Annotated in this window: 18 protein-coding genes and 1 tRNA gene; 12 read left to right on the forward strand and 7 right to left on the reverse strand. The window is 62.5% G+C overall.

Annotation, left to right across the window (positions count from 1 at the left end; translation table 11 throughout):
• Positions 1-68 precede the first annotated feature (68 nt).
• The 12 genes from CLV85_RS10065 (at position 69) to CLV85_RS10120 (ending at position 16,673) form a co-directional block, all read left to right on the forward strand.
• Positions 69-4,250: an IPT/TIG domain-containing protein gene (locus CLV85_RS10065; RefSeq protein WP_158592995.1), complete on the forward strand. Its 4,182-nt coding sequence runs from the start codon at positions 69-71 to the stop codon at positions 4,248-4,250.
• Between the two features lie 283 nt (positions 4,251-4,533).
• Positions 4,534-6,777: a DNA polymerase III subunit gamma and tau gene (locus tag CLV85_RS10070; protein WP_100389501.1), complete on the forward strand. Its 2,244-nt coding sequence runs from the start codon at positions 4,534-4,536 to the stop codon at positions 6,775-6,777.
• A 3-nt stretch (positions 6,778-6,780) separates the two neighbouring features.
• Entirely contained in the window at positions 6,781-7,380 is a 600-nt protein-coding gene (recR, locus tag CLV85_RS10075) for a recombination mediator RecR (RefSeq protein WP_100389502.1), read from the forward strand.
• Between the two features lie 92 nt (positions 7,381-7,472).
• Complete coding sequence (locus CLV85_RS10080) at positions 7,473-8,738, forward strand: aspartate kinase (RefSeq protein WP_100389503.1); 1,266 nt, start codon at positions 7,473-7,475, stop codon at positions 8,736-8,738.
• 89 nt (positions 8,739-8,827) lie between these two features.
• Positions 8,828-9,892 (forward strand): aspartate-semialdehyde dehydrogenase, encoded by a 1,065-nt coding sequence (locus CLV85_RS10085; protein WP_100389504.1) that lies wholly within the window; start codon positions 8,828-8,830, stop codon positions 9,890-9,892.
• Positions 9,893-9,969: 77 nt separating this feature from the next.
• The gene (locus CLV85_RS10090) at positions 9,970-10,602 is read left to right on the forward strand and encodes an SGNH/GDSL hydrolase family protein (RefSeq protein WP_244899829.1); all 633 of its coding nucleotides are present in this window, start codon (positions 9,970-9,972) and stop codon (positions 10,600-10,602) included.
• 57 nt (positions 10,603-10,659) lie between these two features.
• Entirely contained in the window at positions 10,660-11,331 is a 672-nt protein-coding gene (locus tag CLV85_RS10095) for an SGNH/GDSL hydrolase family protein (protein ID WP_100389506.1), read from the forward strand.
• A gap of 20 nt (positions 11,332-11,351) precedes the next feature.
• Positions 11,352-12,827, forward strand: coding sequence for a malate:quinone oxidoreductase (locus tag CLV85_RS10100; RefSeq protein ID WP_100389507.1), 1,476 nt, complete (start codon positions 11,352-11,354; stop codon positions 12,825-12,827).
• A gap of 139 nt (positions 12,828-12,966) precedes the next feature.
• Positions 12,967-14,187: a sensor histidine kinase gene (locus CLV85_RS10105; protein ID WP_100389508.1), complete on the forward strand. Its 1,221-nt coding sequence runs from the start codon at positions 12,967-12,969 to the stop codon at positions 14,185-14,187.
• Positions 14,184-15,338 (forward strand): hypothetical protein, encoded by a 1,155-nt coding sequence (locus CLV85_RS10110; protein WP_100389509.1) that lies wholly within the window; start codon positions 14,184-14,186, stop codon positions 15,336-15,338. Before CLV85_RS10105 ends, CLV85_RS10110 begins: the two co-directional genes overlap by 4 nt.
• Entirely contained in the window at positions 15,325-16,008 is a 684-nt protein-coding gene (locus CLV85_RS10115; protein ID WP_100389510.1) for a response regulator transcription factor, read from the forward strand. The genes CLV85_RS10110 and CLV85_RS10115 overlap by 14 nt, the downstream gene beginning before the upstream one ends.
• Positions 16,008-16,673: a thymidine kinase gene (locus tag CLV85_RS10120; protein ID WP_100389511.1), complete on the forward strand. Its 666-nt coding sequence runs from the start codon at positions 16,008-16,010 to the stop codon at positions 16,671-16,673. The genes CLV85_RS10115 and CLV85_RS10120 overlap by 1 nt, the downstream gene beginning before the upstream one ends.
• A gap of 72 nt (positions 16,674-16,745) precedes the next feature.
• Here the strand turns inward: CLV85_RS10120 and CLV85_RS10125 are convergent, their stop codons facing one another.
• The 7 genes from CLV85_RS10125 to CLV85_RS10155 form a co-directional block, all read right to left on the reverse strand.
• The gene (locus tag CLV85_RS10125; protein WP_100389512.1) at positions 16,746-17,477 is read right to left on the reverse strand and encodes an amino acid ABC transporter ATP-binding protein; all 732 of its coding nucleotides are present in this window, start codon (positions 17,475-17,477) and stop codon (positions 16,746-16,748) included.
• The gene (locus CLV85_RS10130) at positions 17,474-18,340 is read right to left on the reverse strand and encodes an amino acid ABC transporter permease (RefSeq protein WP_100389513.1); all 867 of its coding nucleotides are present in this window, start codon (positions 18,338-18,340) and stop codon (positions 17,474-17,476) included. The genes CLV85_RS10125 and CLV85_RS10130 overlap by 4 nt, the downstream gene beginning before the upstream one ends.
• 10 nt (positions 18,341-18,350) lie before the next feature.
• Entirely contained in the window at positions 18,351-19,199 is an 849-nt protein-coding gene (locus tag CLV85_RS10135) for an ABC transporter substrate-binding protein (protein WP_100389514.1), read from the reverse strand.
• Positions 19,200-19,288: 89 nt separating this feature from the next.
• Positions 19,289-19,783 carry a cupin domain-containing protein gene (locus CLV85_RS10140; RefSeq protein ID WP_100389515.1) on the reverse strand — a complete coding sequence of 165 codons (495 nt, stop codon included), beginning with the start codon at positions 19,781-19,783 and terminating at the stop codon, positions 19,289-19,291.
• On the reverse strand, positions 19,776-21,134 hold the full coding sequence (locus CLV85_RS10145) for an amidohydrolase family protein (protein WP_100389516.1): 1,359 nt from the start codon (positions 21,132-21,134) through the stop codon (positions 19,776-19,778). The genes CLV85_RS10140 and CLV85_RS10145 overlap by 8 nt, the downstream gene beginning before the upstream one ends.
• Positions 21,131-22,687 carry an adenosylhomocysteinase gene (locus CLV85_RS10150; protein WP_100389517.1) on the reverse strand — a complete coding sequence of 519 codons (1,557 nt, stop codon included), beginning with the start codon at positions 22,685-22,687 and terminating at the stop codon, positions 21,131-21,133. Before CLV85_RS10150 ends, CLV85_RS10145 begins: the two co-directional genes overlap by 4 nt.
• 163 nt (positions 22,688-22,850) lie before the next feature.
• Positions 22,851-22,924, reverse strand: a tRNA-Pro gene (locus tag CLV85_RS10155).
• Positions 22,925-22,935 lie beyond the last annotated feature (11 nt).

Here is a 22,935-nt window from a genome sequence, read left to right on the forward strand (position 1 = left end):
GTAGCTCACCACTACTCGAGTTGAGACTGTGTGCACACTGCACAGCGGTCTCGCGATCAGGGGGCATTGTGGTTTTCGGGAAACCAATTTTTAGTACACATAATCGGGCGAGCGGTCAGGCGCGCACCATTCGCGCGAGTGTTGCTACATTCGCCGCTGCGGGGCTTGTCGCGCTCTCAGTATTCTCTGCCGGTGCTCCGGCGCACGCGGTCGCGGGTGATGACTCCACCGCGGATGCGACCTTCTTGTCTGGCACGCTTCTTGCGGGCCTCCTTCCCGCGCAAATTGAACTTCTCGGAGCATCAGCAGCAAGCAACGATGGAACGCAGGCGCTTCAGACCGAAACCTCGGGGGTCGGCGTGCTCGCCGCAGTAACCGCCACTGCCGGTGGAATCGGTGTGCCTATCGCCCTTGCCGATGCTGGGGTTCTTGGCACGTTCGCTCAAGCTGCGGATGACGGCAGCTCTATCGCCGCTACAGGATTGGCTGATCTCTCGGGAGACATCGGGGCTTCCCTCTTCGATCTGACAGACCAACCGTCGTCTCTTTCCTTAGGTCTCGCCGAGGCTTTGGGAACCGATCTTGCGACCGAGCTGACGGCGCTCTCCCTCGAGGTTGGAGCAGCTAGCTCTCGGGCAGCTGTCGAAGCTCCCGCCGCGCCGACAGGCTCCTACGAGATCGTGGGCGCCGAACTTCGACTCACCAGCGACACTGTTGCCGGAGTAAGCGCCACAGTGGACGGCCTTGCTTCAACTCTGTCCGGCGCTGTTGATGCCGTAGCTGGGCCCAGCGGTTCGCTAGTGAGCGGTGTCTCCGGTATCGCTCTCAGCACCCTCAGCAGCTTGGGGGTACTCTCTGTCGGGAATACCTCAGCAAGTGTGACGCTCGACCTGCCGGCTGCGTTGGCTCCTGTGTACACGCCGCTCACCTCCGACGCCGTCACGATTGATTTCGGCACGGGTGAGATCATCGTGGACTTGGCGGAGCTCAAAGGTGGTTCACTGTCGGGGCTGCCGGCGGACACCTCTGTTCTTACTTCCGCCGAGCTCGCTGCCATTACAGCGTCGGTAACAACGTTGGTCGGGCAATTTGCTGACAATGTCGAAGATGCCGTCACGGCGGCGCTCACGGCCGCCGAAGTGAGCATCACCGTCGAGTTGGGTCTCGACCTTGGAGCCGTCCTTGGCGTCGTATCGATCGTCGAGGTCACCGTTGATGGCACGCTCGGCGAAATTGCCACCTCCACGGCGACTATCGGAATTTCAGCGCTCTCTGGTCTCGTAGACATCTCTGCGCTCACGACCGCGATCGTTGGCGCAGCCATTGCGCCGCTGGCGTCGGACCTCCTGGATCCAAGTACCACCGCACTCAAGGCGTTCATCGACGGACTCCAGACCGGTGTCATCACCCCAATAGTGACGCTCCTCAACCCGGTGCTCGAAGCTCTTGATACTGTTCTCGCGCTCACGGTCAACAACCAACAGCTGCTCGGTGTCGCCCCGGCCCAAGAGTTTGTAGAAACTGCCCTTCGCGTAGGCCTGCTCGAACAAGGGCCGGTGACTGAGCTTCTTCAACTGGATGTCGCACGCTCGGCCGTAGGCCCCAATAGTGTTGGCGTTCGCCCCGCTATCGCCGATGTCGATCCCACGAGTGGACCGGCAACCGGCGGCACAGCGGTCACGATCACGGGAACCGATTTCGGAGGCTCAACCGGCGTCACTTTCGATGGCGTCGCAGCCGCAGATTTCGTTGTCGTGAGCGACACCGAAATCACCGTGACGAGCCCCGCGCATGCTGCGGGCGACGTCGATGTGATCATCCAACATCCCGCGGGTGCTTCGGATGCTGCCGAGTTCACCTACACACCGGTGCCGCTCATTTCATCCCTGACACCCAACTTCGGCCCGATCGCTGGAGGCACTGTCGTGACCATCACCGGCTCTGAATTTACGGGTGCCACGGGTGTCACCTTTGACGGAACCGATGGCACGTCCTTCACCGTCGACAGCGACACTCAAATTACGGTGACGAGCCCGGCACACGCCCTGGGCGCTGTCGACCTGATTATTGAACGCGCAACCGGTGATTCAGCTCCCGCCACGTTCACCTACCGCGGAGCACCAACGGTTTCAGACCTGACGCCGACCGAGGGACCGCTCGCGGGCGGCACCGAAGTGACGATTACAGGTACCGGTTTCACCGGCTCCACGGGAGTCACCTTCGATGGGGATGCTGGAACATCGTTCACTGTCGGGAGTGACACTGAGATCACCGTCTCGAGCCCCGCGCATGCTGCAGAAACCATTGCGGTCGTTGTGCAGCATCCGATTGGAAACGCTGCGGCGGGTAACTTCACCTACACTGCAGCGCCCATCATCTCGTCGCTGTCACCGAACATTGGCCCGGTCGCTGGCGGTACTGCCGTGACCATCATCGGCTCGGGCTTCACTGGGGCAACGGGCGTCACTTTTGACGGGGCTGCCGGAACGTCGTTCACTGTGGTGAGCGACACCGAGATCACCGTTTCTACCCCGGCACACGTTATTGGCGTTGTTGACGTCATCGTGCAGAACACGCCATCCGATTCGTCGCCGGGCACTTTCAGCTATCAAGCCGCACCGACAGTGTCCTCGATCGCTCCCGATGAGGGCCCGCTCGCTGGTGGCACGGAAGTCACGATCACGGGCACTGGCTTTAACGGAGCAACCGGCGTGACGTTCGATGGCGATGACGGAATGTCGTTCACCGTCGTCAGCGATACCGAGATCACTGTGACGACACCCGCGGGCACGGTGGGTGCTGCCACGGTCGTGGTCGAGCACCCTGCCGGCGACGCCAACGCAGGAGACTTCACCTACGTTGTTGCACCGACGGTCTCTGCAATGAGCCCTGACCTGGGACCAATCGCAGGCGGCACTGCCGTCACGATAACGGGCACCGGTTTCACCGGGGCGACTGGTGTGACCTTTGATGGGGATGCCGGAACGTCGTTCACGGTTGTGAGCGATACCGAGATCACCGTCACCAGCCCAGCTCATGCTGCGGGAGACGTCGCGGTCGTCGTGGAGCACGCGGGTGGAAACGCCGCGGCCGGCGACTTCACGTACCTCGCGAACCCGAGCGTCTCGGATCTGGCTCCCACCTCGGGACCCTTGGCTGGCGGCACTGAAGTCACCATCACGGGAACCGGCTTTACCGGGGCGACCGGCGTCACATTCGACGGGGATGCCGGAACGTCGTTCACTGTCGTGAGCGACACTGAGATCACCGTCACGAGCCCCGCTCACGCAGCGGGTGACGCGGCCGTTGTGGTCGTGCATCCGATCGTCAATGCCGCGGCCGGCGACTTCACCTACACTTCGGCACCAACGATTGCGTCGCTGGCTCCCGCAACCGGATCGACAGCGGGAGGCACGGTCGTCACCATCACCGGCTCTGGTTTCACCGGAGCGACGGGCGTCACATTCGACGGGGATGCCGGAACGTCGTTCACGGTCGTGAGCGACACCGAGATCACGGTGACAAGCCCCGCACACTCGGCCGGAGAAATCGATGTCGTGGTTGCTCACGCAGTTGGCAACTCTGCCCCTGCTGACTTCACTTACGTGGCACCGCCCGCAGTGACCTCGATCAGCCCGGATGAAGGCCCGCTCGCGGGCGGCACCGAAGTAACGATCATCGGTTCCGGTTTCACCGGGGCGACGGGCGTGACCTTCGATGGGGATGACGGGACGTCGTTCACGGTCGTGAGTGATACCGAAATCACGGTGACCACACCTGCAGGTTCTGAAGGCACAGCGGCAGTGGTAGTGCAGCATCCGATTGGTGATGCTGACGGTGGCAACTTCACCTACGTCGTAACGCCCGTCGTCATGTCGATGACGCCTCTGGTCGGCCCCGATGATGGTGGCACTCTCGTGACGCTTCGGGGAACCGGATTCTCGACTGCTACCGGAGCCCGCTTTGGTGCTGTGTGGGGCTCCAACTTCACAGTACTGAGCGACACCGTCGCCACCGTGGTCACACCGGAACACGAAGCAATGTGGGTTCCAGCGATGGTCGCATCGGGCGCACTCGAGGTCAGCACGCCTGGCTTCACCTTCGAACTCACCACGCTTGCGGCTGCGGATGACGGACTCGCCTTCACTGGTTCGTCCGGCTACCACGTTGCGTGGCTCGCTGGCGCGCTCCTCGGCGCTGGCGGACTGCTCATGATTTCTCGACGCCCTACCGGTCGCCACCGGGCGTGAATAGGGGTGGCAGCGTACTGGAGCGCTGCCACCCAATCACTCGCTTCGAGAGCTAAGTGCGTGCAGGGTTTTCCCACCCCCCGGGTTGGCCCTGCACGTCTATTCGGGTAACGCTTGCCACGGATCAGGTGTGGCTGTGGTCGGTAACCAGCCGACCAGAGATGATTCGGAACCGGCCGCCGGGTAGTTTGGTCGATTTCGAGAAACTTTGAGATGAGTGCGGGCTGCGCCTGTTCGCTCACCGCGCGTTGGGATCGTCAGCGGGCACGACTACGCTAGGGGCGTGGTTGCTGCCTTATATCGCCGATACCGGCCCGAGACTTTTGCTGAACTCATCGGCCAATCTCAAGTGACCGATCCGCTGCGCACAGCGTTGCGTACCGATCGGGTCAATCATGCGTACCTGTTTAGTGGTCCGCGTGGGTGTGGCAAGACGACATCCGCCCGCATTTTGGCGCGCTGTCTTAACTGTGCCGAGGGTCCGACTGACACTCCGTGTGGTGTGTGTGCGTCGTGTGTTGAGCTGTCGCGTGATGGTGGCGGTTCGCTCGATGTTGTCGAGATTGACGCGGCAAGTCACAACGGTGTTGAGGATGCCCGTGACTTGCGTGAGCGCGCCGTGTTCGCGCCGGCCCGCGACCGTTTCAAGATCTTCATTCTCGACGAGGCGCACATGGTGACGCCTCAGGGCTTCAACGCGATGCTCAAGATTGTTGAAGAGCCGCCGGAGCACGTGAAGTTCATCTTCGCGACCACCGAGCCCGACAAGGTGATTGGCACGATTCGTTCGCGCACCCATCACTACCCTTTCCGTTTGGTGCCGCCCGCCCAGATGCTCGACTACGTTCAGCAGCTGTGTGAAAGCGAAAGCGTGACGGTCGAGCCGGGAGTGCTGCCGCTCGTCGTGCGTGCCGGTGGCGGTTCTGTGCGCGATACGTTGTCGCTGCTCGACCAGCTCATCGCTGGCTCCGACACCGCAACTGTTGGCTACGAACGCGCTGTTGCGCTGCTCGGGTACACCCACGCTGAACTGCTCGACGAAGTTATTGATGCTCTCGGTTCCGGCGATGCCGGTGCCGCCTTCTCGTCGGTCGACCGCGTGATCCAGACCGGTCAAGACCCCCGTCGTTTCGTCGAAGACTTGCTTGAGCGGATGCGCGACCTCATCGTCGTGGCCGCCACCGCAGGCAGCGCTGCCGAAGTTCTTCGCGGCATCCCGCAAGACCAACTCGAACGTATGGGGCAGCAAGCGCACACTCTGGGAGCGGCAGAACTCTCGCGAGCAGCCGACGTGATCAACGCGGCTCTCTCTGACATGACCGGTGCAACGTCGCCGCGACTGCATCTCGAACTCATGGTGGCGCGCATCATGGTGCCCGCCAGCGACGATACCCAGCGTGGTGCTCTTGCTCGTGTGGAGCGCCTTGAGCGCCGTATCGGTATCGAAGGCGACGGATCGGGTGCTGCGGCCTCGACGCCGCCTGCAGCGCCTCGTGCTGCCGCCCCGGCCGCGCGTACGGCGACCCCCGCTCCTTCGGTTGCTCCTGCACCTGTCACCTCGGCACCTAGCGCTGCACCGGCCTCGGTTCCGGCGAGCGAGCGCGACGCTGGTGCGACGCCAGTTACGGCTCCTGCCGCTCCCACGGCAGAGCCAGCTCCGGCATCCGCTCCGACTACTGCTCCTGCCGCCAGCTCGGGCCTTTCGGCTCCGGCTGCACCGCGCACCACTCCCGTGTCGATCCAGCAGGTGAAAGATGCCTGGCCGGAGATTCTCGAAGTCGTCGAGACTCTCAAGCGCACCGCCTGGATGGTCGTCTTCACCGCTAAGCCGCTCGAGTTGCGCGATGACAAGATTTTGGTGCTCTCGTTCCCGAGCGAACGGGATGTCGAAGCCCTCAAGCAGCGAAGCGCGCCCGGTGAAGGTGTCGGCGACTACCTCAAGAAGGCGTTCGTGCACGTGCTCGGTTTCGAGCCCGCATTCATCGCCAAGGTTGAGGGAGCGCCGTCTACGCCGCCCGCCGGCCCGCCCGCAGCCGCTGCTCCGGCAGCGCCGAGTCACGACTCGCGCCCCTCAGCGGCACCGACCGAGCCCTCGGCTCCCTCGCGTGCTCCGCAGCAGACGACTCCCGCCGTCGACGAAGGCCCCGAGCCTGAGGAACCTGCGCCGGCCGAAGATCGTGAGCCCGGGGGATGGGCTGTAGCCGCTATCCCGGAATCCGAGCCAGAACCTGAGATCGACCCGTCAGCACCGCGCGGTGCCGCAGCCGCTCACGAAACCGTGAAGCAGCAAGCGCAGCGCGCTCAGCAGAGCAGTGATGGGCCCGCCGTCGATCGCCTCGCCGCCGCAGCCGCCGCAGCACCGCCCGCGCCGCCCGAGTCGCAAGCACGGGTCGCGATGTCGGCAACAGCCGCTCGTATGGATCGCTCGCGCTACGGCGAAGCGGTTGTGCGCGAATTGTTGAACGCCACTTTTATTGAAGAACAGCAAGTGGAGCCCCGCGTGGTTCCGCAGCCGAGAGACGAGTAACCCGTGTACGACGGAATTGTTCAAGAACTGATCGACGAACTCGGTCGGCTCCCCGGCATCGGGCCCAAATCGGCACAACGCATTGCGTTCCACATTTTGCAGACCGAGAGCTTTGACGTTCGCCGCCTGGCAGAGCTGCTCAACGACATCCGCGACAAGGTTCACTTCTGTGCAATCTGCGGCAATGTCACGGAGCAGGAGACATGCTCTATTTGTCGTGATGCTCGCCGTTCACCGGCCACGATCTGTGTCGTAGAAGAGGCGAAAGACGTCGTCGCCATCGAGCGCACCCGCGAATTCCACGGCCTGTATCATGTACTCGGTGGGGCCATCAGCCCTATCGACGGAATCGGCCCTGACCAGTTGCGTATCAAACAACTGCTGGGCCGGTTGGCTGACGGTGTCGTCACAGAAGTCATCATCGCGACCGACCCCAATCTCGAAGGTGAAGCAACCGCGACCTACCTCACGCGGCTTCTCGTTCAACCGAACCTTCGAATCTCGCGCCTCGCATCCGGTCTCCCGGTTGGTGGAGATCTGGAATATGCCGACGAGGTAACTCTGGGTCGCGCATTTGAGGGTCGTCGAACGATCGACAACTAGCACTCCCGTAACGAAGTTCGCCGGGTGTGCCTGCACCGTTAGACTCGCACTTCGGGCAGCAATCGCCCGCAAACGCAAGCTTCAGGAGAACAATGAGCCTCATCGTTCAGAAGTTCGGTGGCTCGTCCGTTGCCGACGCTGAGAGTATCAAGCGCGTCGCAAAGCGAATCGTCGAGACCCGCAAAGCGGGAAACGACGTCGTAGTAGTGGTCTCTGCCATGGGCGACACCACCGACGAGCTCTTCGACCTCGCCGAACAGGTAGTGCCGGTGCCCACGGGCCGCGAGCTCGACATGCTGCTCACCGCCGGCGAGCGAATTTCGATGGCGCTCCTGGCGATGTCGATCAAGAGTTTGGGCGTTGACGCCCGCAGCTACACCGGTAGTCAGGCCGGCATGGTCACGGATGCCCAGCACGGCTCCGCCCGCATCGTGGAGGTTTCTCCTCGCCGTGTGAAAGAAGCTCTCGATGACGGCGCTATCGCCATCGTTGCTGGTTTCCAAGGCTTCAACCGCGTCACGGGGGACATCACGACCCTCGGTCGCGGCGGTTCAGACACCACGGCCGTAGCCTTGGCTGCCGCCCTCGGCGCTGAAACCTGCGAGATTTACACCGATGTTGACGGAATCTTTACGGCGGATCCCCGCATCGTGAAGTCGGCCGGCAAGGTCAATGTCGTCACCAGCGAAGAGATGTTGGAGCTTGCTGCGGCCGGCGCCAAGGTTCTTGATGTGCGCGCGGTGGAATATGCGCGCCGTCACGGCGTCACAATTCACGTGCGGTCGTCGTTCAATAACAACACGGGCACGTTAGTGGTCAATCCGAAGGATGGAGAGAGCGTGGAAGAAGCAATCATCACAGGTGTTGCCTCCGATCTGAGCGAAGCGAAGATCACGGTGGTGGGAGTTCCTGACGTTCCCGGTAAGGCTGCGCAGATCTTCACGATCGTGGCCTCGGCCAATGCCAACATCGACATGATCGTTCAGAACGTTTCTCTGGCATCCACGGGTCGCACCGACATCTCCTTCACTCTGAAGAAGTCGGATGCCGAAGACGTGCTGCGTGCACTGACCTTCCGCCAAGAAGAAGTCGGCTTCGAGTCGCTGCAGCACGACGACCAGATCGGCAAGCTGTCCGTTGTCGGCGGCGGTATGCGTACCAACGCCGGAGTTTCGGCTCGACTGTTCACGGCGCTCTTCGAGGCTGGCATCAATATGGAAATGATCTCCACGAGTGAGATTCGTATTTCTGTAGTGACGCGTGCCGACACTGTTGCTGAAGCTGTTCGCGTTGTTCACACCGCGTTCGGGCTTGACGGTGACGAAGAAGCCGTCGTTCACGCGGGAACGGGCCGCTAGTTTCCCGTTGGCCTCACGGCCACCGCTTGTCGTAGATTGGGCCGTTCGGCGCTAGTGTTGCCGAACGCAGACTGTAGGTAGAGGTTTTCATGGGTAATGCAGGCATCCGTATTGGTGTTGTTGGGGCGACCGGTCAGGTCGGTGCTGTTGTGCGCCGTCTGCTCGAAGAGCGCGATTTTCCGGTAGCGGAGATTCGTTACTTCGCGTCATCGCGCAGCGCTGGCACGACTCTTCCGTTCAAGGGTGAGCAGATCACCGTTGAAGATGCCGCTGTTGCCGACCCCACGGGCCTTGACGTTGCGATTTTCTCTGCGGGAGCGACGACCTCGAAGGCTCAGGCACCGCGCTTCGCTGCTGCCGGTGTCACCGTCATCGATAACTCGTCGGGCTGGCGCATGGATCCCGAGGTTCCCTTGGTGGTCAGCGAGGTCAACCCGCACGCGATCGACCAGGCCGTCAAGGGCATCATTGCGAACCCGAACTGCACCACGATGGCAGCGATGCCCGTGCTGAAGGTTCTGCATGCCGAAGCCGGCCTTGAACGCCTGATCGTCAGCACCTACCAAGCCGTATCGGGCGCAGGCCTTGCCGGTGGCGAAGAGCTGCTCGCGCAGGCTGCGGCCGCGGTGTCGCAGAACGCGATGGGCCTTGTTGAAGATGGCGCTGCCGTCTCGATGCCCGCCCCCAATAAGTTCCCCAAGAACATTGCCTTCAATGTGGTTCCGCTCGCCGGCAGCATCGTCGACGACGGCCTCAACGAGACCGACGAAGAGAAGAAGCTGCGCAACGAAAGCCGCAAGATTCTCGAGCTGCCCGACCTTCTGGTGAGCGGCACGTGCGTTCGCGTCCCCGTCTTCACCGGCCACTCGCTGTCGATCAACGTGGAGTTCAGCAAGCCCTTGAGCCCCGAGCGTGCCACGGAACTGCTGGCGGATGCTCCGGGTGTGAGCCTCAGCGACATCCCGACGCCTCTCGAAGCCGCCGGTGCCGACCCCAGCTTTGTGGGTCGCATCCGTACGGATGAGGGCGTGCCGAACGGTCGCGGTCTCGCGCTGTTCATCAGCAACGACAACCTGCGCAAGGGCGCCGCTCTCAACGCGGTGCAGATTGCAGAACTCGTCGCAGCGAAGATCATCGCGAAGGCTTCGGTGTAGCGGGAGCCTTCTCCCCGCACTCCGCTTTCACCGCGATGCGCTTCTCTTCGATAGTGCGCGCGTTCCTGACAACCGTGATGGTTGCCGTGACGCTCGGACTTTCGGCGTGCGTATCGACGGCCGTTGCGGTGGATGATCGTGACCCTGACGCCGTGCGCGTCGCGTTCTACGGTGACTCCTACACGCGCGGTTCCGGCGCCACCGTGCAAGCACTGCGCTGGTCGACGCTGCTCAGCGAGCAGCGCGAATGGAGCGAGTTCAATCCGAGCGTGAGTGGTCTCGGTTACGCCCGCAACCGCACGATCGTGGGCGACGGAGACCTGCCGAGCCTCATTATTGCCGACAATCCCGATGTGGTGATTGTGACGATGGGCTTGAACGACAATTTCACGTTTGACTCTCAAGCCGACGAGATCCGCGCGAACATCGCGACCGATCTCACGCGGTTGGCGACAGAGCTTCCGGAGGCGCGCCTCATCGTGGTCGAGCCATTCTGGTTCAAGGATGAGCGCCCCGAGTCGGTCGAGACAATCATCTCGTGGGTGCGCGAATCTGCTGAGTCGGTCGACGCGGAATACATCGCCCACGCCTCGTACTGGCTTGAGGGCCATCCCGAATGGATGGCCAGCGATGAGCTTCACCCCAACGACGAAGGCCACGCCGCTATCGCGGGACACATGAACCGAGCGCTGCGCGTTCTGGGGTTGTAAGGCAGCTGGCGGGGGAGTTCTCCCTACCGATCGGGGCACCCGCACCGAACCCTAGACATGAAGTTCGACTCTGTAACCCGCACCATTGCCGCAACCGTCGTCGTGGCGGCGTCGTTTGGCCTCGCAGCCTGCAGCACGCCCGAACCAGCGGAGGAGCGCGATCCGAACGCCGTGCGCGTCGCCTTCTACGGCGATTCCTACACGCTCGGAACAGGAGCATCCGATACCGACAACCGCTGGTCGACGGTCGTGAGCGAGCAGCGCGACTGGAGCGAGTTCAATCCGAGCGTCAATGGCTTGGGGTTCATCAACAATCGCACGACATTCGGTGATGGCGATCTGCCCAGCCAAATAATCGCGGATGACCCCGACATCGTGTTTGTGACAATGGGACTGAACGACAACTTCAGTTTCGGTGCGCGAGCAAGCGACATCCAAGCTCAAATTACTGACGACTTCGATCGTCTGACGACTGCGCTGCCGGATGCCCGCTTCATTGTTGTTGAGCCGTTTTGGTACACGGATGAGCGGCCCGACTCGGTAGATACCATCATTTCGTGGGTCGAAGCTGCGGCCGCGGCCAGCGGTGCCGACTACATTCCGGGAGCCTCGCACTGGATCGAAGGGCACCCCGAGTGGATGGCCAGTGACGGGCTGCACCCCAACGATGACGGTTACGCCGAGATGGCAACACAGATGGATCAGGCTCTTCGCACGTTAGGGCTCTAACAGACGGCTAAAGTGGTGGTGTGAAGAAAACCGTCGACGTCGCGCTTATCGGCGGCGGAATCATGAGTGCCACCCTCGGAACGCTGTTGAAGCAACTGCAGCCGGACTGGGAGATCCAGATCTTCGAACGCTTGGGCGACTTGGCCCAAGAGAGTTCGAACCCGTGGAACAACGCTGGCACCGGACATTCCGCGCTGTGCGAGCTGAACTACACCCCGCAAAAGAGCGATGGCTCGATCGAAATTTCGAGCGCGGTGAAGGTCAATGAGCAGTTCCAGGTATCGCGCCAGTTCTGGTCGTACCTCGTAGACGAAGGTGCCCTGCCCGAGCCACGCTCGTTCATTAACCCCACCCCGCACATGAGCTTCGTGTGGGGCGAAACCAACGTCGAGTACCTGCGCAAGCGATTCGACGCTCTCAAGGACCACCCGCTCTTCGCGGGAATGCAGTACAGCGAAGACCCCGCCGTGATTCACGGGTGGGCACCGCTGATGATGCCGGGCCGCCTTAAGTCGGAGCCGGTTGCTGCCACCCACATCCCGTCGGGCACCGACGTCGACTTCGGTGCGCTCTCGAACTATCTGATCGACAATCTTGTTGAGTCAGGTTCTGAACTCAGCACCGGAATTGTGGTCAAGAACCTCAAGCGCCAGCGTGATGGCTCGTGGGATCTCAAACTTCGCCACGACATCGGTGGCACTCCGGTTGACACCATCAACGCTCGCTTCGTGTTCGTAGGCGCCGGCGGTTACGCCCTCAACCTGTTGCAGAAGTCGGGCATCAAAGAGATCCGCGGCTTCGGCGGTTTCCCCGTCAGCGGCGAATTCCTGCGCACCGACAACCCCGAGATCGTTGCCGCGCACAGCGCCAAGGTCTACGGCAAGGCGGCCGTGGGTTCGCCGCCCATGTCTGTTCCTCACCTCGACCTTCGCGTCGTCGACGGCACGGGCAGCCTCATGTTCGGTCCGTATGCGGGATTCAGCCCCAAGTTTTTGAAGACCGGTTCTGTTCTCGATCTGTTCGCCTCCATCCGCTGGCACAACCTGTTGCCGATGGTCGCGGCCGGCATCAGCAACCTTTCTCTCGTCAAGTACTTGGTGAGCCAGCTCATGGCGAGCCCCGAGACCAAGTTCGAAGAGCTCAAGCAGTTCGTGCCGAACGCGAAGCCAGAAGATTGGTACCGCATTACCGCCGGACAGCGTGTGCAGGTCATGAAGAAAGACCCGAAGAAGATCGGTGTCTTGCAGTTCGGTACCGAGGTTGTCTCGTCGGCTGACGGCACCATCGCGGGTCTTCTCGGCGCATCACCCGGAGCATCCACGGCTGTGCCGATCATGCTCGGGCTCGTCGAAAAGTGCTTCCCCGAACGCATGAATGACTGGCGTCCGAAGATCGAGAAGATGGTTCCGAGCTTCGGTCAGCAGCTGTCTGATTCGCCCGAGCTTGCTCAGGCCACGCTCGAGCGCACGGCTAAGACGCTACACATTAACCCGTAAGGTCGGCAATAAGGGTCATTTTGTACCCTGATTAACCGGATATTCGAGCAAACGTACCCCGTCTGCGGGGTACACCGCGTACCCCGAATGCTGCCATACTGGAGCAGTTGCATCTGCGACACGGCGAAGGGGAGCACGCATGTCTATCGGCCTGCCTGCCCACCTGCGCAAAGAAAGCGTGAGTCGAGCGTTCGCCCGAACGATCAACACGGTGGCCTTCGTCTGTTTCAGTATCGCGTTGCTGGGCGTCATCAGCCTGCAAGCGAGAGATATCGGCCTTGTCATGTGGCCGGCAGCACTCGCATTAGTGCCGATGCTCGTCACCGTCACTCTCGTCAATCGCTACCGCACGACCTATTTCACGGTGGCCCACCTCATCATTGGAGCCCCGGCGCTCTACTGGTACACCCTGACCGTGGTTTCTCAGCTCAGTCCGCTGGGACCGGTGGGGGGCTATCTCCTCAACTTGCCCGTTGTCGGCCTCATGCTGGTGGGCGGGGCAGCGCGCACTGTTCCCTGGAGCGTGCTCTGGGTCACGCTCGGGCTCGTTGCGGCGCAAGGTACATCTGCGCTGGCTGCGTGGCAGCTCACCGGCGACCCTCACTGGCACCCCACTGGCTACATCGTCTTTGCCGCCGTAGTCGTGGTTCTCTTCATCCTTCGGTCGAGCCAACGCGGCGTGCGCCGAGTGCAGTCTCACTTGCACCGGGCGGCTCGCGATGATGAATTCGCAAGTCTGCGCTACGGAATTGAGGCGACCTCGGCTGCAGTCATGCACGACACCGTGCTCAGCCATCTCGCGGCCATCGCGAACGCACCCTTCGGCGCGATGAGCGAGCAACTCCAGCGCGAGATCAAGCGTGACCTTGAAGTGCTCATCGGTGAGGAATGGCTCTCCACCGCGGCGTCGGACGAGGTCGACGATCCGCGTTTTGACTGGCAGGGCAGCCCGCTGTACACCGCCATCAGTGAAGCTCGCGCGCTTGAACTTGGAGTCGAGGTGACGGGCGACCTCGCCGCACTGTCGCGGTTGGATGCTCGAGGCGCGGCCGCGCTCGGCCCCGCAGTGAAGCAGTGTCTCGTCAACGTGATCAAGCACTCGGGCGTGATGCAAGCCGAGGTCGCCGTCTTCGGTTCTCCCGATGAAGTCAGCGTGCTTGTTGTCGACGGCGGCAAGGGCTTTCATGAGGCTGAAACAGGGGACGATCGTCTGGGCCTTCGACAGTCTGTTCGTCGCCGGATTGAACTGGTTTCGGGCACTGTTCAGGTCTGGTCGACGCCGGGCCTCGGTACCTCGGTGATGATCCGAGTGCCCACCTCGGAGAATCAGCCAGCGCTTACTGGGTCGGTGAGCGAATGAGATCGATCGTCGACACCACCACCGTTCAACAGCTGGATCCGCTAGGAACCCTCGACGGGCGCCCGGCGGGGATCGTCGCCGTCGTCGGCTCCCTAGTCTTTAGCGTCGTGGTGACTGCCAACCGGGCGGGGCAGATTGAGGATCCGTTCCTTGCGAACGCGGCGTTGTTCTTCATCGCCGTATCCGCCGTGCTCTACATCGTGACGACGAGCCCGATTCGTCCGCCGTTCAGTGGCGGCCTGCACGCCCTCATCGTCGGATTGCTGATCATTGCCTTCGCACTGAGCTCGGCATCCATCGGTTCAGGGGGAGCACTGCTCACCGACTTCTGGGGCCCGCTCGTCATTGGGGTGATGTGTATGGCGCTCGCGCCCTATCGTCCCATTGCCGAACTGGTGACTCTCGGAATTGTGGCGTCGATCTTCACCGGGTTTATTGGTCTAGTGCAATCGTCGGTGGCCGACGTCGCAGCACCGCCGATGATCGTGGTGCTGTTCACGATGACTCCCGTGCTCACGATGTCGCTCGGCGGTGCAGCCTTCGCTCGTTCCTTGGCAAGCACTCACAAGCGCTGGGAAGCGCGTGCCCGGCGGGCAGCGCGTCGTCAATTGGACCGTGAACACGACAGCGTCGCCCGTTCTGTGCAGCAAGACCGCGTCACGATTCTCAACCGCGACGTCGTGCCGCTGTTCACCGAACTTGCTCAGCGAGGAATCGTCTCGCCCGAGGATCGCGCTCGCGCCGCTCAGTATTCTGAATCCATTCGCAGTCTGATGGTGAGCGAAGTGAACCGCAGCTGGCTGGAATCTGTGGTTGCCACCTCGTTTGGCGCTCTCGATGACGGGCGACGAGTGCAAGACCCACAGCGTCTAGCGACCGCCATGACGCCTCACCAACGCACGGCGCTCCGAGCGGCCGTTCTCGCTGTGGCTTCGGGCACCGATTTGATCGCAGACACTGTGCGTTTGCGTATCGAGAAAACTCCCACGGGTGCCGCGATCACCGTAACGGGCAGCGTGGGTTCGAACGAATCCTCCTGGCGTTCGACGCTGGCGCCCTACATTGCCGTTTTGCGCGTAGTTTTTACTGGACTGCGCATTTCCTATCGCTCGCCCTCCCTCACTGTTAGGTTCACGTATGACACCCCCTGAGACCAACCTCAGCGCTCGCCTCGGTGACCGTCCGCCGATCCGGCTCGCCATCCTCGACGATCACGAAGTGCTGCTCGATAGCCTCAACAGCTGGATCACCAACAACGCTCCCGACTTCGATGTCGTGCTCACCGCGAGCACCTGGCTCGAGCTCGTGCACAGCGACAAGTTCCCGACCGAACTGGTGTTCTTGGACTTCCAGCTCAAGGAGCCGGTTTCGATCGAAGCGCGCGTGCGCACGTGTCGCGCAGCTGGAGCAAAAGTGATCGTGCTCTCGAGCCTCGATAGCCGCGAGGCGCGCGATCGGGCGCTCGCTGCCGGCGCAGCAACCTTCCTCTCCAAGTCGCTTCCCATGCATGAAGTGATGGATGCCGCCCGCCAGATCATGGGCGTCGAAGCGGAGGGTGCGCAACAGCACGACTGGCGCCCGCTGCCCTCGGGCTCGGCCGATCAATCCAAGCCGAAGCTGAGTGCCGGTGAGGCGGATGCTCTCACCCTGTACGCTTCTGGACTAAGCACACCGCAGGTCGCTGAGCGCATGAATGTTCAGTATGAGACCGCGAAGACGTACTTGCGGCGAGTGCGGGAAAAGTACGCAAAGGCCAACCGGCCGGCTAGCAAAAAGGCAGACCTGATTCGTCGGGCCGCTGAGGATGGATTTCTACGCTGATGAGCAAACTGTATTTTCGCTACGGAGCAATGAACAGTGGCAAGAGCACCGCATTGTTGCAAGCGGCTTACAACTATGAAGAGCGTGGCCAACAGGTTTTGCTCGCCAAGCCTCACATCGACACCAAGGGCGACAATGCGATCGTCTCGCGACTGGGAGTCACTCGTCAGGTAGATTTCACGATCTCGCCCGTCGATGAGGTGTACGACGTTTTTGCGCGGGAGCGTGCGAAAGTCTTTGAGAAGACCGGCTTGCCTGTGAGCTGTCTCCTCGTGGATGAGGCCCAGTTCTTTAGCGAGGCTCAGGTCGATGACTTGCTGCGTATCGCTATCGTGGAGAAGGTTCCGGTGCTGGCCTACGGCATCCGCACTGACTTCCAGACCGTTGCGTTCCCCGGCAGCCGTCGTTTGCTCGAGATCGCGCATTCGCTTGAAGAACTCAAGACCATTTGCCGTTGCGGCCGCAAGGCCGTCTTCAATGCGCGCACGGTCGGCGACCAGTTCATTTTCGATGGCGACCAGGTTGCCATCGATGGTGTGGATGTCGGTTACCAGTCGCTCTGCGGAGCCTGCTACCTCGAAGAGAGCGGTGGCGTTCTCAACAGTGGCTGGCGCCCCAAGGTCGAGTTCAGCTACGGAAGCGCGCCCGACGCAGACTTCTCGTAGGCACTGTTTGCCGGTGCCGGTGCCGGCGCGCGTTCCTGTCTCGCTCTCGCTGCCGCTGCCGCTGCTCGCGTCCTAGTGGCGAACGCGCGAGAGAAACTGCACGGTTTCAGGCTCTTGAGGTGAGTCGAAGATCTGGGCAGGGGTTCCTTGCTCAACGATGCGGCCACCCTGCATGAAGACGATGCGGTCAGCGACTTCGCGCGCGAAGGACATCTCGTGGGTCGCCATGAGAATCGTCGAGCCGTCGGTCTTCAAGCGCCGTACGAGGTCGAGAACCTCGCCGACCAGTTGAGGGTCCAGAGCACTCGTAATCTCGTCGAGAAGCAGCAGCTCAGGGTCGGTGAGCACCGCACGGATGATGGCCACACGCTGTTGCTGGCCGCCGGAGAGGCGATCGGGGTAGTCACGCGCTTTGTCGCCGAGGCCCAGCGAGACGAGCAGCTTCATCGCTCGCTCCGTGGCATCCGCCTTCGACATTCCGTGCACCTCGCGCGCGGCCAACGTGATGTTGTCGATTACGCGCAAGTGCGGGAAGAGGTTGAAGTGCTGGAACACCACACCGATGCGGCTGCGGGCCGAGTCGGCATTCATGCCGGGGTCGGTGATGTCGTCGCCATTGAGCAAGATCTGGCCGTCATCCACACGCTCGATGAGGTTGATTGTTCGCAGCAGCGTCGACTTGCCCGAGCCCGAAGCCCCGATGAGCACGACGACTTCGTGCTGGTTGACCGAGAGGTCGACGCCGCGCAGAACCTCGTGATCGTCGAACTGTTTGCGCACTCCGCGCACGTCGAGAACACTCATACGACGCCTCCGATCTGCTCGCGCTTAGCGAGTCGTGCGGTGAGCCAATCGGTGAGCCTGATCATCGGCCAACTCATGGCGACGAAGAGCAGGGCGGCAATCACGTAGGGCGTGAAGTTGTAGCTCTGGGCGACCTGAATCTGGGCAGCACGCACGGCATCCACGGCACCCAAAATTGAGATGAGCCCCACGTCTTTTTGCATAGAGACAAAGTCGTTCATGAGAGCGGGAACGACCTTGCGAACGCCCTGCGGGATCACGACGATGCGCAGGGTCTTGGCATGGCTCAGACCCAGCGAGCGGGCCGCCATGCGCTGCGACGGATGCACGGCTTCCATGCCCGCTCGCAGTACTTCAGCCACGTAGGCCGAGTAGGTGAGGATGAGGGCGATCGTTCCCCAGAACATGGCGGGCATGCGCGGGAAGATATCGAGCGCCGGCAGCCCGAAGCCGACCAGGTAGAGAACGATCAGCAGCGGCATCCCGCGAAAGAGGTCGGTGTAGATCGTTGCCGCTGCGCGGAGCGGAAAGAAAACCGGTCCGCGCAGCGATCGCGTTACAGCGAGCAGGGTGCCAAAAATGGCAACGCCGATCGCTGAGATAAAGAGCACCTGAATGTTGAGCCACAGCCCAACGAGGATCGACGGAACGCTTGCCGCCCCCACCTCGAAGTTGAAGAACGATGCTTTGACGCTCTCCCAACCGGGGGTGTTGACGATGAGTAGTCCGACAATCGTGGCAAAAGCAATCGTGCTCACGATGCCGATGAGCACCGAACGACCGGTGGCGCGCCGGCGCACGTTCCGTCGTGACAGCTCAAGCTCGCTGGGGCGCCACGACGGCGTGCTCGTGGAGGTGCTCATCGGCGTGGTCTTACTTCAGAACAGGAACGTCGACGGCAGCGCTGAGCCACTCGTCCTGGATGGCCTGAAGAGTTCCGTCAGCAGCCAAAGCGTCGAGAGCCTCGCTCACAGCGGAGGTGAGCTCGGAGTTCTTCGGCAGCACGAAAGCGAACTCGTCGCCACCGGCGGAGGACTCGAACTGGCCGAGAATAACGCCGCCATCAATTTCAACGTTGGCGAGGTAGAAAGCGCTGGGCAGGTCGATGACGAAAGCATCGATCTGACCGCTGGTCAGCGCAAGAACGCCGTCTTCGTTGGAGTTGAAGACCGAGAGGTCGTCGCCCAGAGCTTCAGCGGCGATCGTGTAGCTGGTGCTGCCGCTGGCAACGCCGACAACGACGTCCTTGAGGTCGTCGAGCGTGGTGGCGTCGGCTGCTGCCGAGCTCTCCGTCGCGATGATCGCCTGGGTGGTCGTGTAGTACGGGCTGGAGAAGTCAACGGCTTGCTTGCGGTCTTCGGTGATCGAGAACTGCTGCAGGTTGAGGTCCCAGTCCTTGGGGCCCGGTGCAATCGCGCTGTCGAAGCTCGAGCGAACCCAGACAACGTCATCGGCGGTGAAGCCGAGTTCGTCGGCGAGAGCGTAAGCCACAGCAGCTTCGAAACCTTCACCGTTCGTGGGGTCGTTGTCGACCATCCACGGGGCGTAGGCGGGCTCGCCGGTAGCGATGGTGAGCTTGCCCGCGGTCAGGGTGGGTAGCGATCCCTCATCGACGGTCGAGCTCGTGTCAGCGGTGGTGTCTGCGGAGCAGGCGGTCAATGCCAGAACAGCTGCTGCTGCGGTGGCGACGAGGGCCCGACGAAAATGCCGTGATGAGGTCATGGAAGTCTCCAGTTGCGGTGCGTGAGGTGGTTGAACAAACGTCACCCGAGTGGTGCTGTCCTCGGGCGGAGAAACGGATTACAGACTTGCTAGTTTACAAGTCGCCAGTCAGCGAAGTCGAAACCGGGCGACACAAAACAACTCACGAGCACCTCGCTGTCGGCGGTCAGTCGGCCTGCTTGCCAGACGCCGGCCGGAACAACGACTTGAGCGACGTGCCCGTTGGCGAGATCAGGGCCCAAAACGAAGCGTTGAACGTTCTCTGCGTCGGGCAGGTCACCGCTTCCGCCGAGCGAGAGCTCAAGCGTTCCGGGGCCGTGCCACATCCAAATTTCATCATTGGCTACGACGTGCCAGTCACTGTGCTCGCCAGGAACGAGCAGGTAGTGGATGCACGTGGCCGAGGGCCGTGCGCCGTTCGGAGTCTCGACGGGGCTAGTGCCTGCCCAGGTACGACGGAACCAGCCGCCCTCAGGGTGCGCTTCGAGGTTGAGCAGCTGCGCAGTCGCCGGGCGGGTGTCATCGGCGGCATCAGCGGCATCGGCAGCATTAGCGGCGCCGGAGGCAGCAGTGGGATTAGTCATGGGCGGTTACTCCGGTCTGGTTCATGAAGGAGGTGCTGGCAAAACGTACGCGGCCGGAGACGAGCGTGGCAGCGGCGCGGCCGGTACCGGACTCGACGAGGGCAACGATGGTGTCTTCGATTCCGGTGACGGGGATGTCAAAGAACGCGAGGTCGGCGAGCGCGCCCACAGCGAGGTGACCGGTGCGGTCGGGGCCGACGTCGATGCCCATGGCGTGAGCGCCGCCGAGGGTCGCTGCCCGCAGTAGGCGTTCGGGAAGGTCACGCATCGTGTGCCCTTGGGAGTGGGCGATGCGGGAAAGCTCCGCGACATCCGCCATCAGGTCAAGTGAAGGACTCGACGAGAGCGAGTCCGTGCCGATGGCCAGCGCGTTGCCCTCGGCCAAGTAGGCGGCCACGGGAGGCTCGTCGAGACCGATAACAGCGTTGGAGCGGGGGCAGAGTGCCACGCTCGTGCCGCGAGCCCGCAGAAGGGCACGGTCGCGTGCGGTCATGTAGATGCCGTGGGCGATGTGGCAGTCGGGCCCGAGCACGCCGAGCTGGTCGACGAACTCTGTGGCGCCGGTGCCGAAACCGGCGGCGCGCAGTTCGCGAAAGCTGCCCAGTTCGCGGCCATGCCACGGGTCACCGTGCTCGTGGTGGAACTCGCGCTCGAATGCCGCTTCGCCTAGGTGCAAATGCAGGCGGCTACCGCGCTCGCGAACAATGTCGGGGATTTCGAGTAGCGGCACGACCTCGAGCGAATACGGGGCGTGCGGAGAGAGCCCGGTTCCGGGAGGCGAGGGCAGTGCATCCAGAGCAGCCTCGACCTGCTGACGGCCGGTGCGAGCCCAGTCGTCATTGGTCCAGCTCATAACCTCCCAGTACGTGATGCCGTGCAACCCGGCGTCGTGCAGCGCAGCAGATGCCTCAACGTCGGTCACGATGTCGGCGACGGCGGTGGTGCCCGCTTCAATCATGAGCTGAGCGCCTGCCGCGGCATCCGCAGCCCAGTCGTGGGGCTGGTCGTACACGGGATTGAACGCGGTCGACCAGTCGTCGAAACCGTTGTACTGCCCGAGGCCGACTTCAGCCATACCGGTGTACTGCAAGTGCGAGTGCGCGTTGACAAGCCCGGGCAGCAGGACGCCGGGCCAGTGGATCTCGCGCGCACTGATGCCGCGGTCGGCGAGGGAGCGGCGTACCCAGTCGCGCTCGCCGACGTGCAGTATGCGACCGTCGCGCACGGCAATAGCACCGTTCAGCAGTGGGGGAGCAGTGATGGGGATCACGAGGCCGGCGGTGTACAGCACGACTTGGTGGTCGGCATCCGCAGTGGTGCTCGCGGGTGCCTCGGGATGGAGGTTACTCATCGGGTTTCCTGATTCGGTGAAGAGCTGAGGTAGCGGCGGGAGCGCCAGTCGTGGGCCGCGGCGAGTTGGGCGTCGGCGGGGGTGTCGATGTGTTCACCGCGGGCGGCCAAGGCGGCGCGCGCGACAGTGTCGTCGATGCTGGCGGGCAGTGCGTGCACTCCGACGGCCGGTCGCGTGACGACGAGTTCTTCGACGGCGGCGAGCTGAACAGCGAACGAGAGATCCATGATCTCAATCGGATTGCCTTCGGCTGCGGTGATATTGATGCAGCCGCCACGGTCGAGCACGAGAGTGCCCGCCGGATCAGCACGATCAACGTGGGCGCCGAGCGGCGTGAGTTGTTCGGCGGGATCGCCCATGAGCATTCCGTCGAGATCGAGTTCTCCGGGAACTCCGCCGGCCACAGCAACGGCCCGCGCTGTGCGGGCGAGGTCGGCGCTGATCGTGTGCGCAACGCCGGTGCTCGAGACGACCAGGGCGCCGGCACCGAGCTCGGCAGCCTCACCGATGTCGTATCCATCATGGGCAGCACGAAGCGCCAATACGGGGTCAACCTCGGCCACGCGCACCTCGGCTCCGAGCGCCGCAAGGTGAGCGGCGACGCCCTCACCCACCGGGCCATAGCCGATCACGAGAGCGGGCTGATCACGCACCGTCACGCCCACCCGGTCAAGAGCATCCGCAATCGCAAACACACACGACTGGCCGGTGCCGTAACGGTTATCGAAACGAGTCTTCATCTGAGCGTCATTGACCGCAAACACAGCAGTGTCGAGGATGCCTAGAGCACTCATCTGGCGAAGCGGCGTCAAGCCACTCGTCGTCTCCTCGTTCGCGCCAATCCACTGCTTCACGAGGTGCGGCGCATCTTCATGAGCAAGGCGGATGAGGTGCGAACCATCGTCGAGAAGGATGTCGAAACCGCGTTCGAGGAACGCCAGCGCAGCAGCGCGCTCGGCTAGGCCGCTCAGCGTCTCGGAGCCGTCGACAGCAATACCGCGCGCCCGAAGTGCTTCCGCAACGGACGCATCGATTTCATCCGGGTGCGCGTACACCGCGACCTCAGCTCCTGCGGCGGCAAGCAGCAGCGCCAACTGGGCAGTTTTGGGTTCGAGCACCATGGCAATGCCGATGCGTAAGCCCTGTACAGAGCCGCGCTCGCCGAGACCCTTCGCTACGAGTCGCGAAACGGGCATGTGTTCGCCCGCGAAGTCGATGCGTCCGTCGGCGTCTCCGCGCGACGGCAGGGGAGCGCCACCCAGAAGGAGCGTGGCGGTGATCTCTGAATCGGGGCCAGCGGCATCCAACTGGATGTCGAGGAGATGAGCGGATGCGGCTGCGGATGCGGTGGCAGTGGCGTCGTGGCGGCTAGCGGTGACAACGTGCGCACCGAGCGCGCTGAACATGCGCGTCAGTTCGCGAGAAGTGGCGCTGAGGTCAGCAGTGTCGGGCTGAGCTGCGCTGATGCGCACGCTGCGGCCGGCGACTAAAAGGTTAGTGTCGCGGGCGAAGCGGCGAATGATTCGTTCGGCTGTAAGTGTTACGTCGGCCACTTGTCAAGAGTAGGGCACCGCTCGGGGGTCAATCGAACGCCGCTAAAGCGCTGCGGCGCCGGCCGGCCGCGCACCGTGACCAAACACAAATCGCCCTCCCGAAGGAGAGCGATTAGTGAACTGTCTGAGACTCGCAATTCTGCGGCTCAGAGCCAGTGATTTGTCGGGGTAGCGGGATTTGAACCCACGACCTCTTCGTCCCGAACGAAGCGCGCTACCAAGCTGCGCCACACCCCGATCATCCGTCA

The organism is Salinibacterium amurskyense (assembly GCF_002797685.1).
Lineage (GTDB): Bacteria > Actinomycetota > Actinomycetes > Actinomycetales > Microbacteriaceae > Rhodoglobus > Rhodoglobus amurskyensis.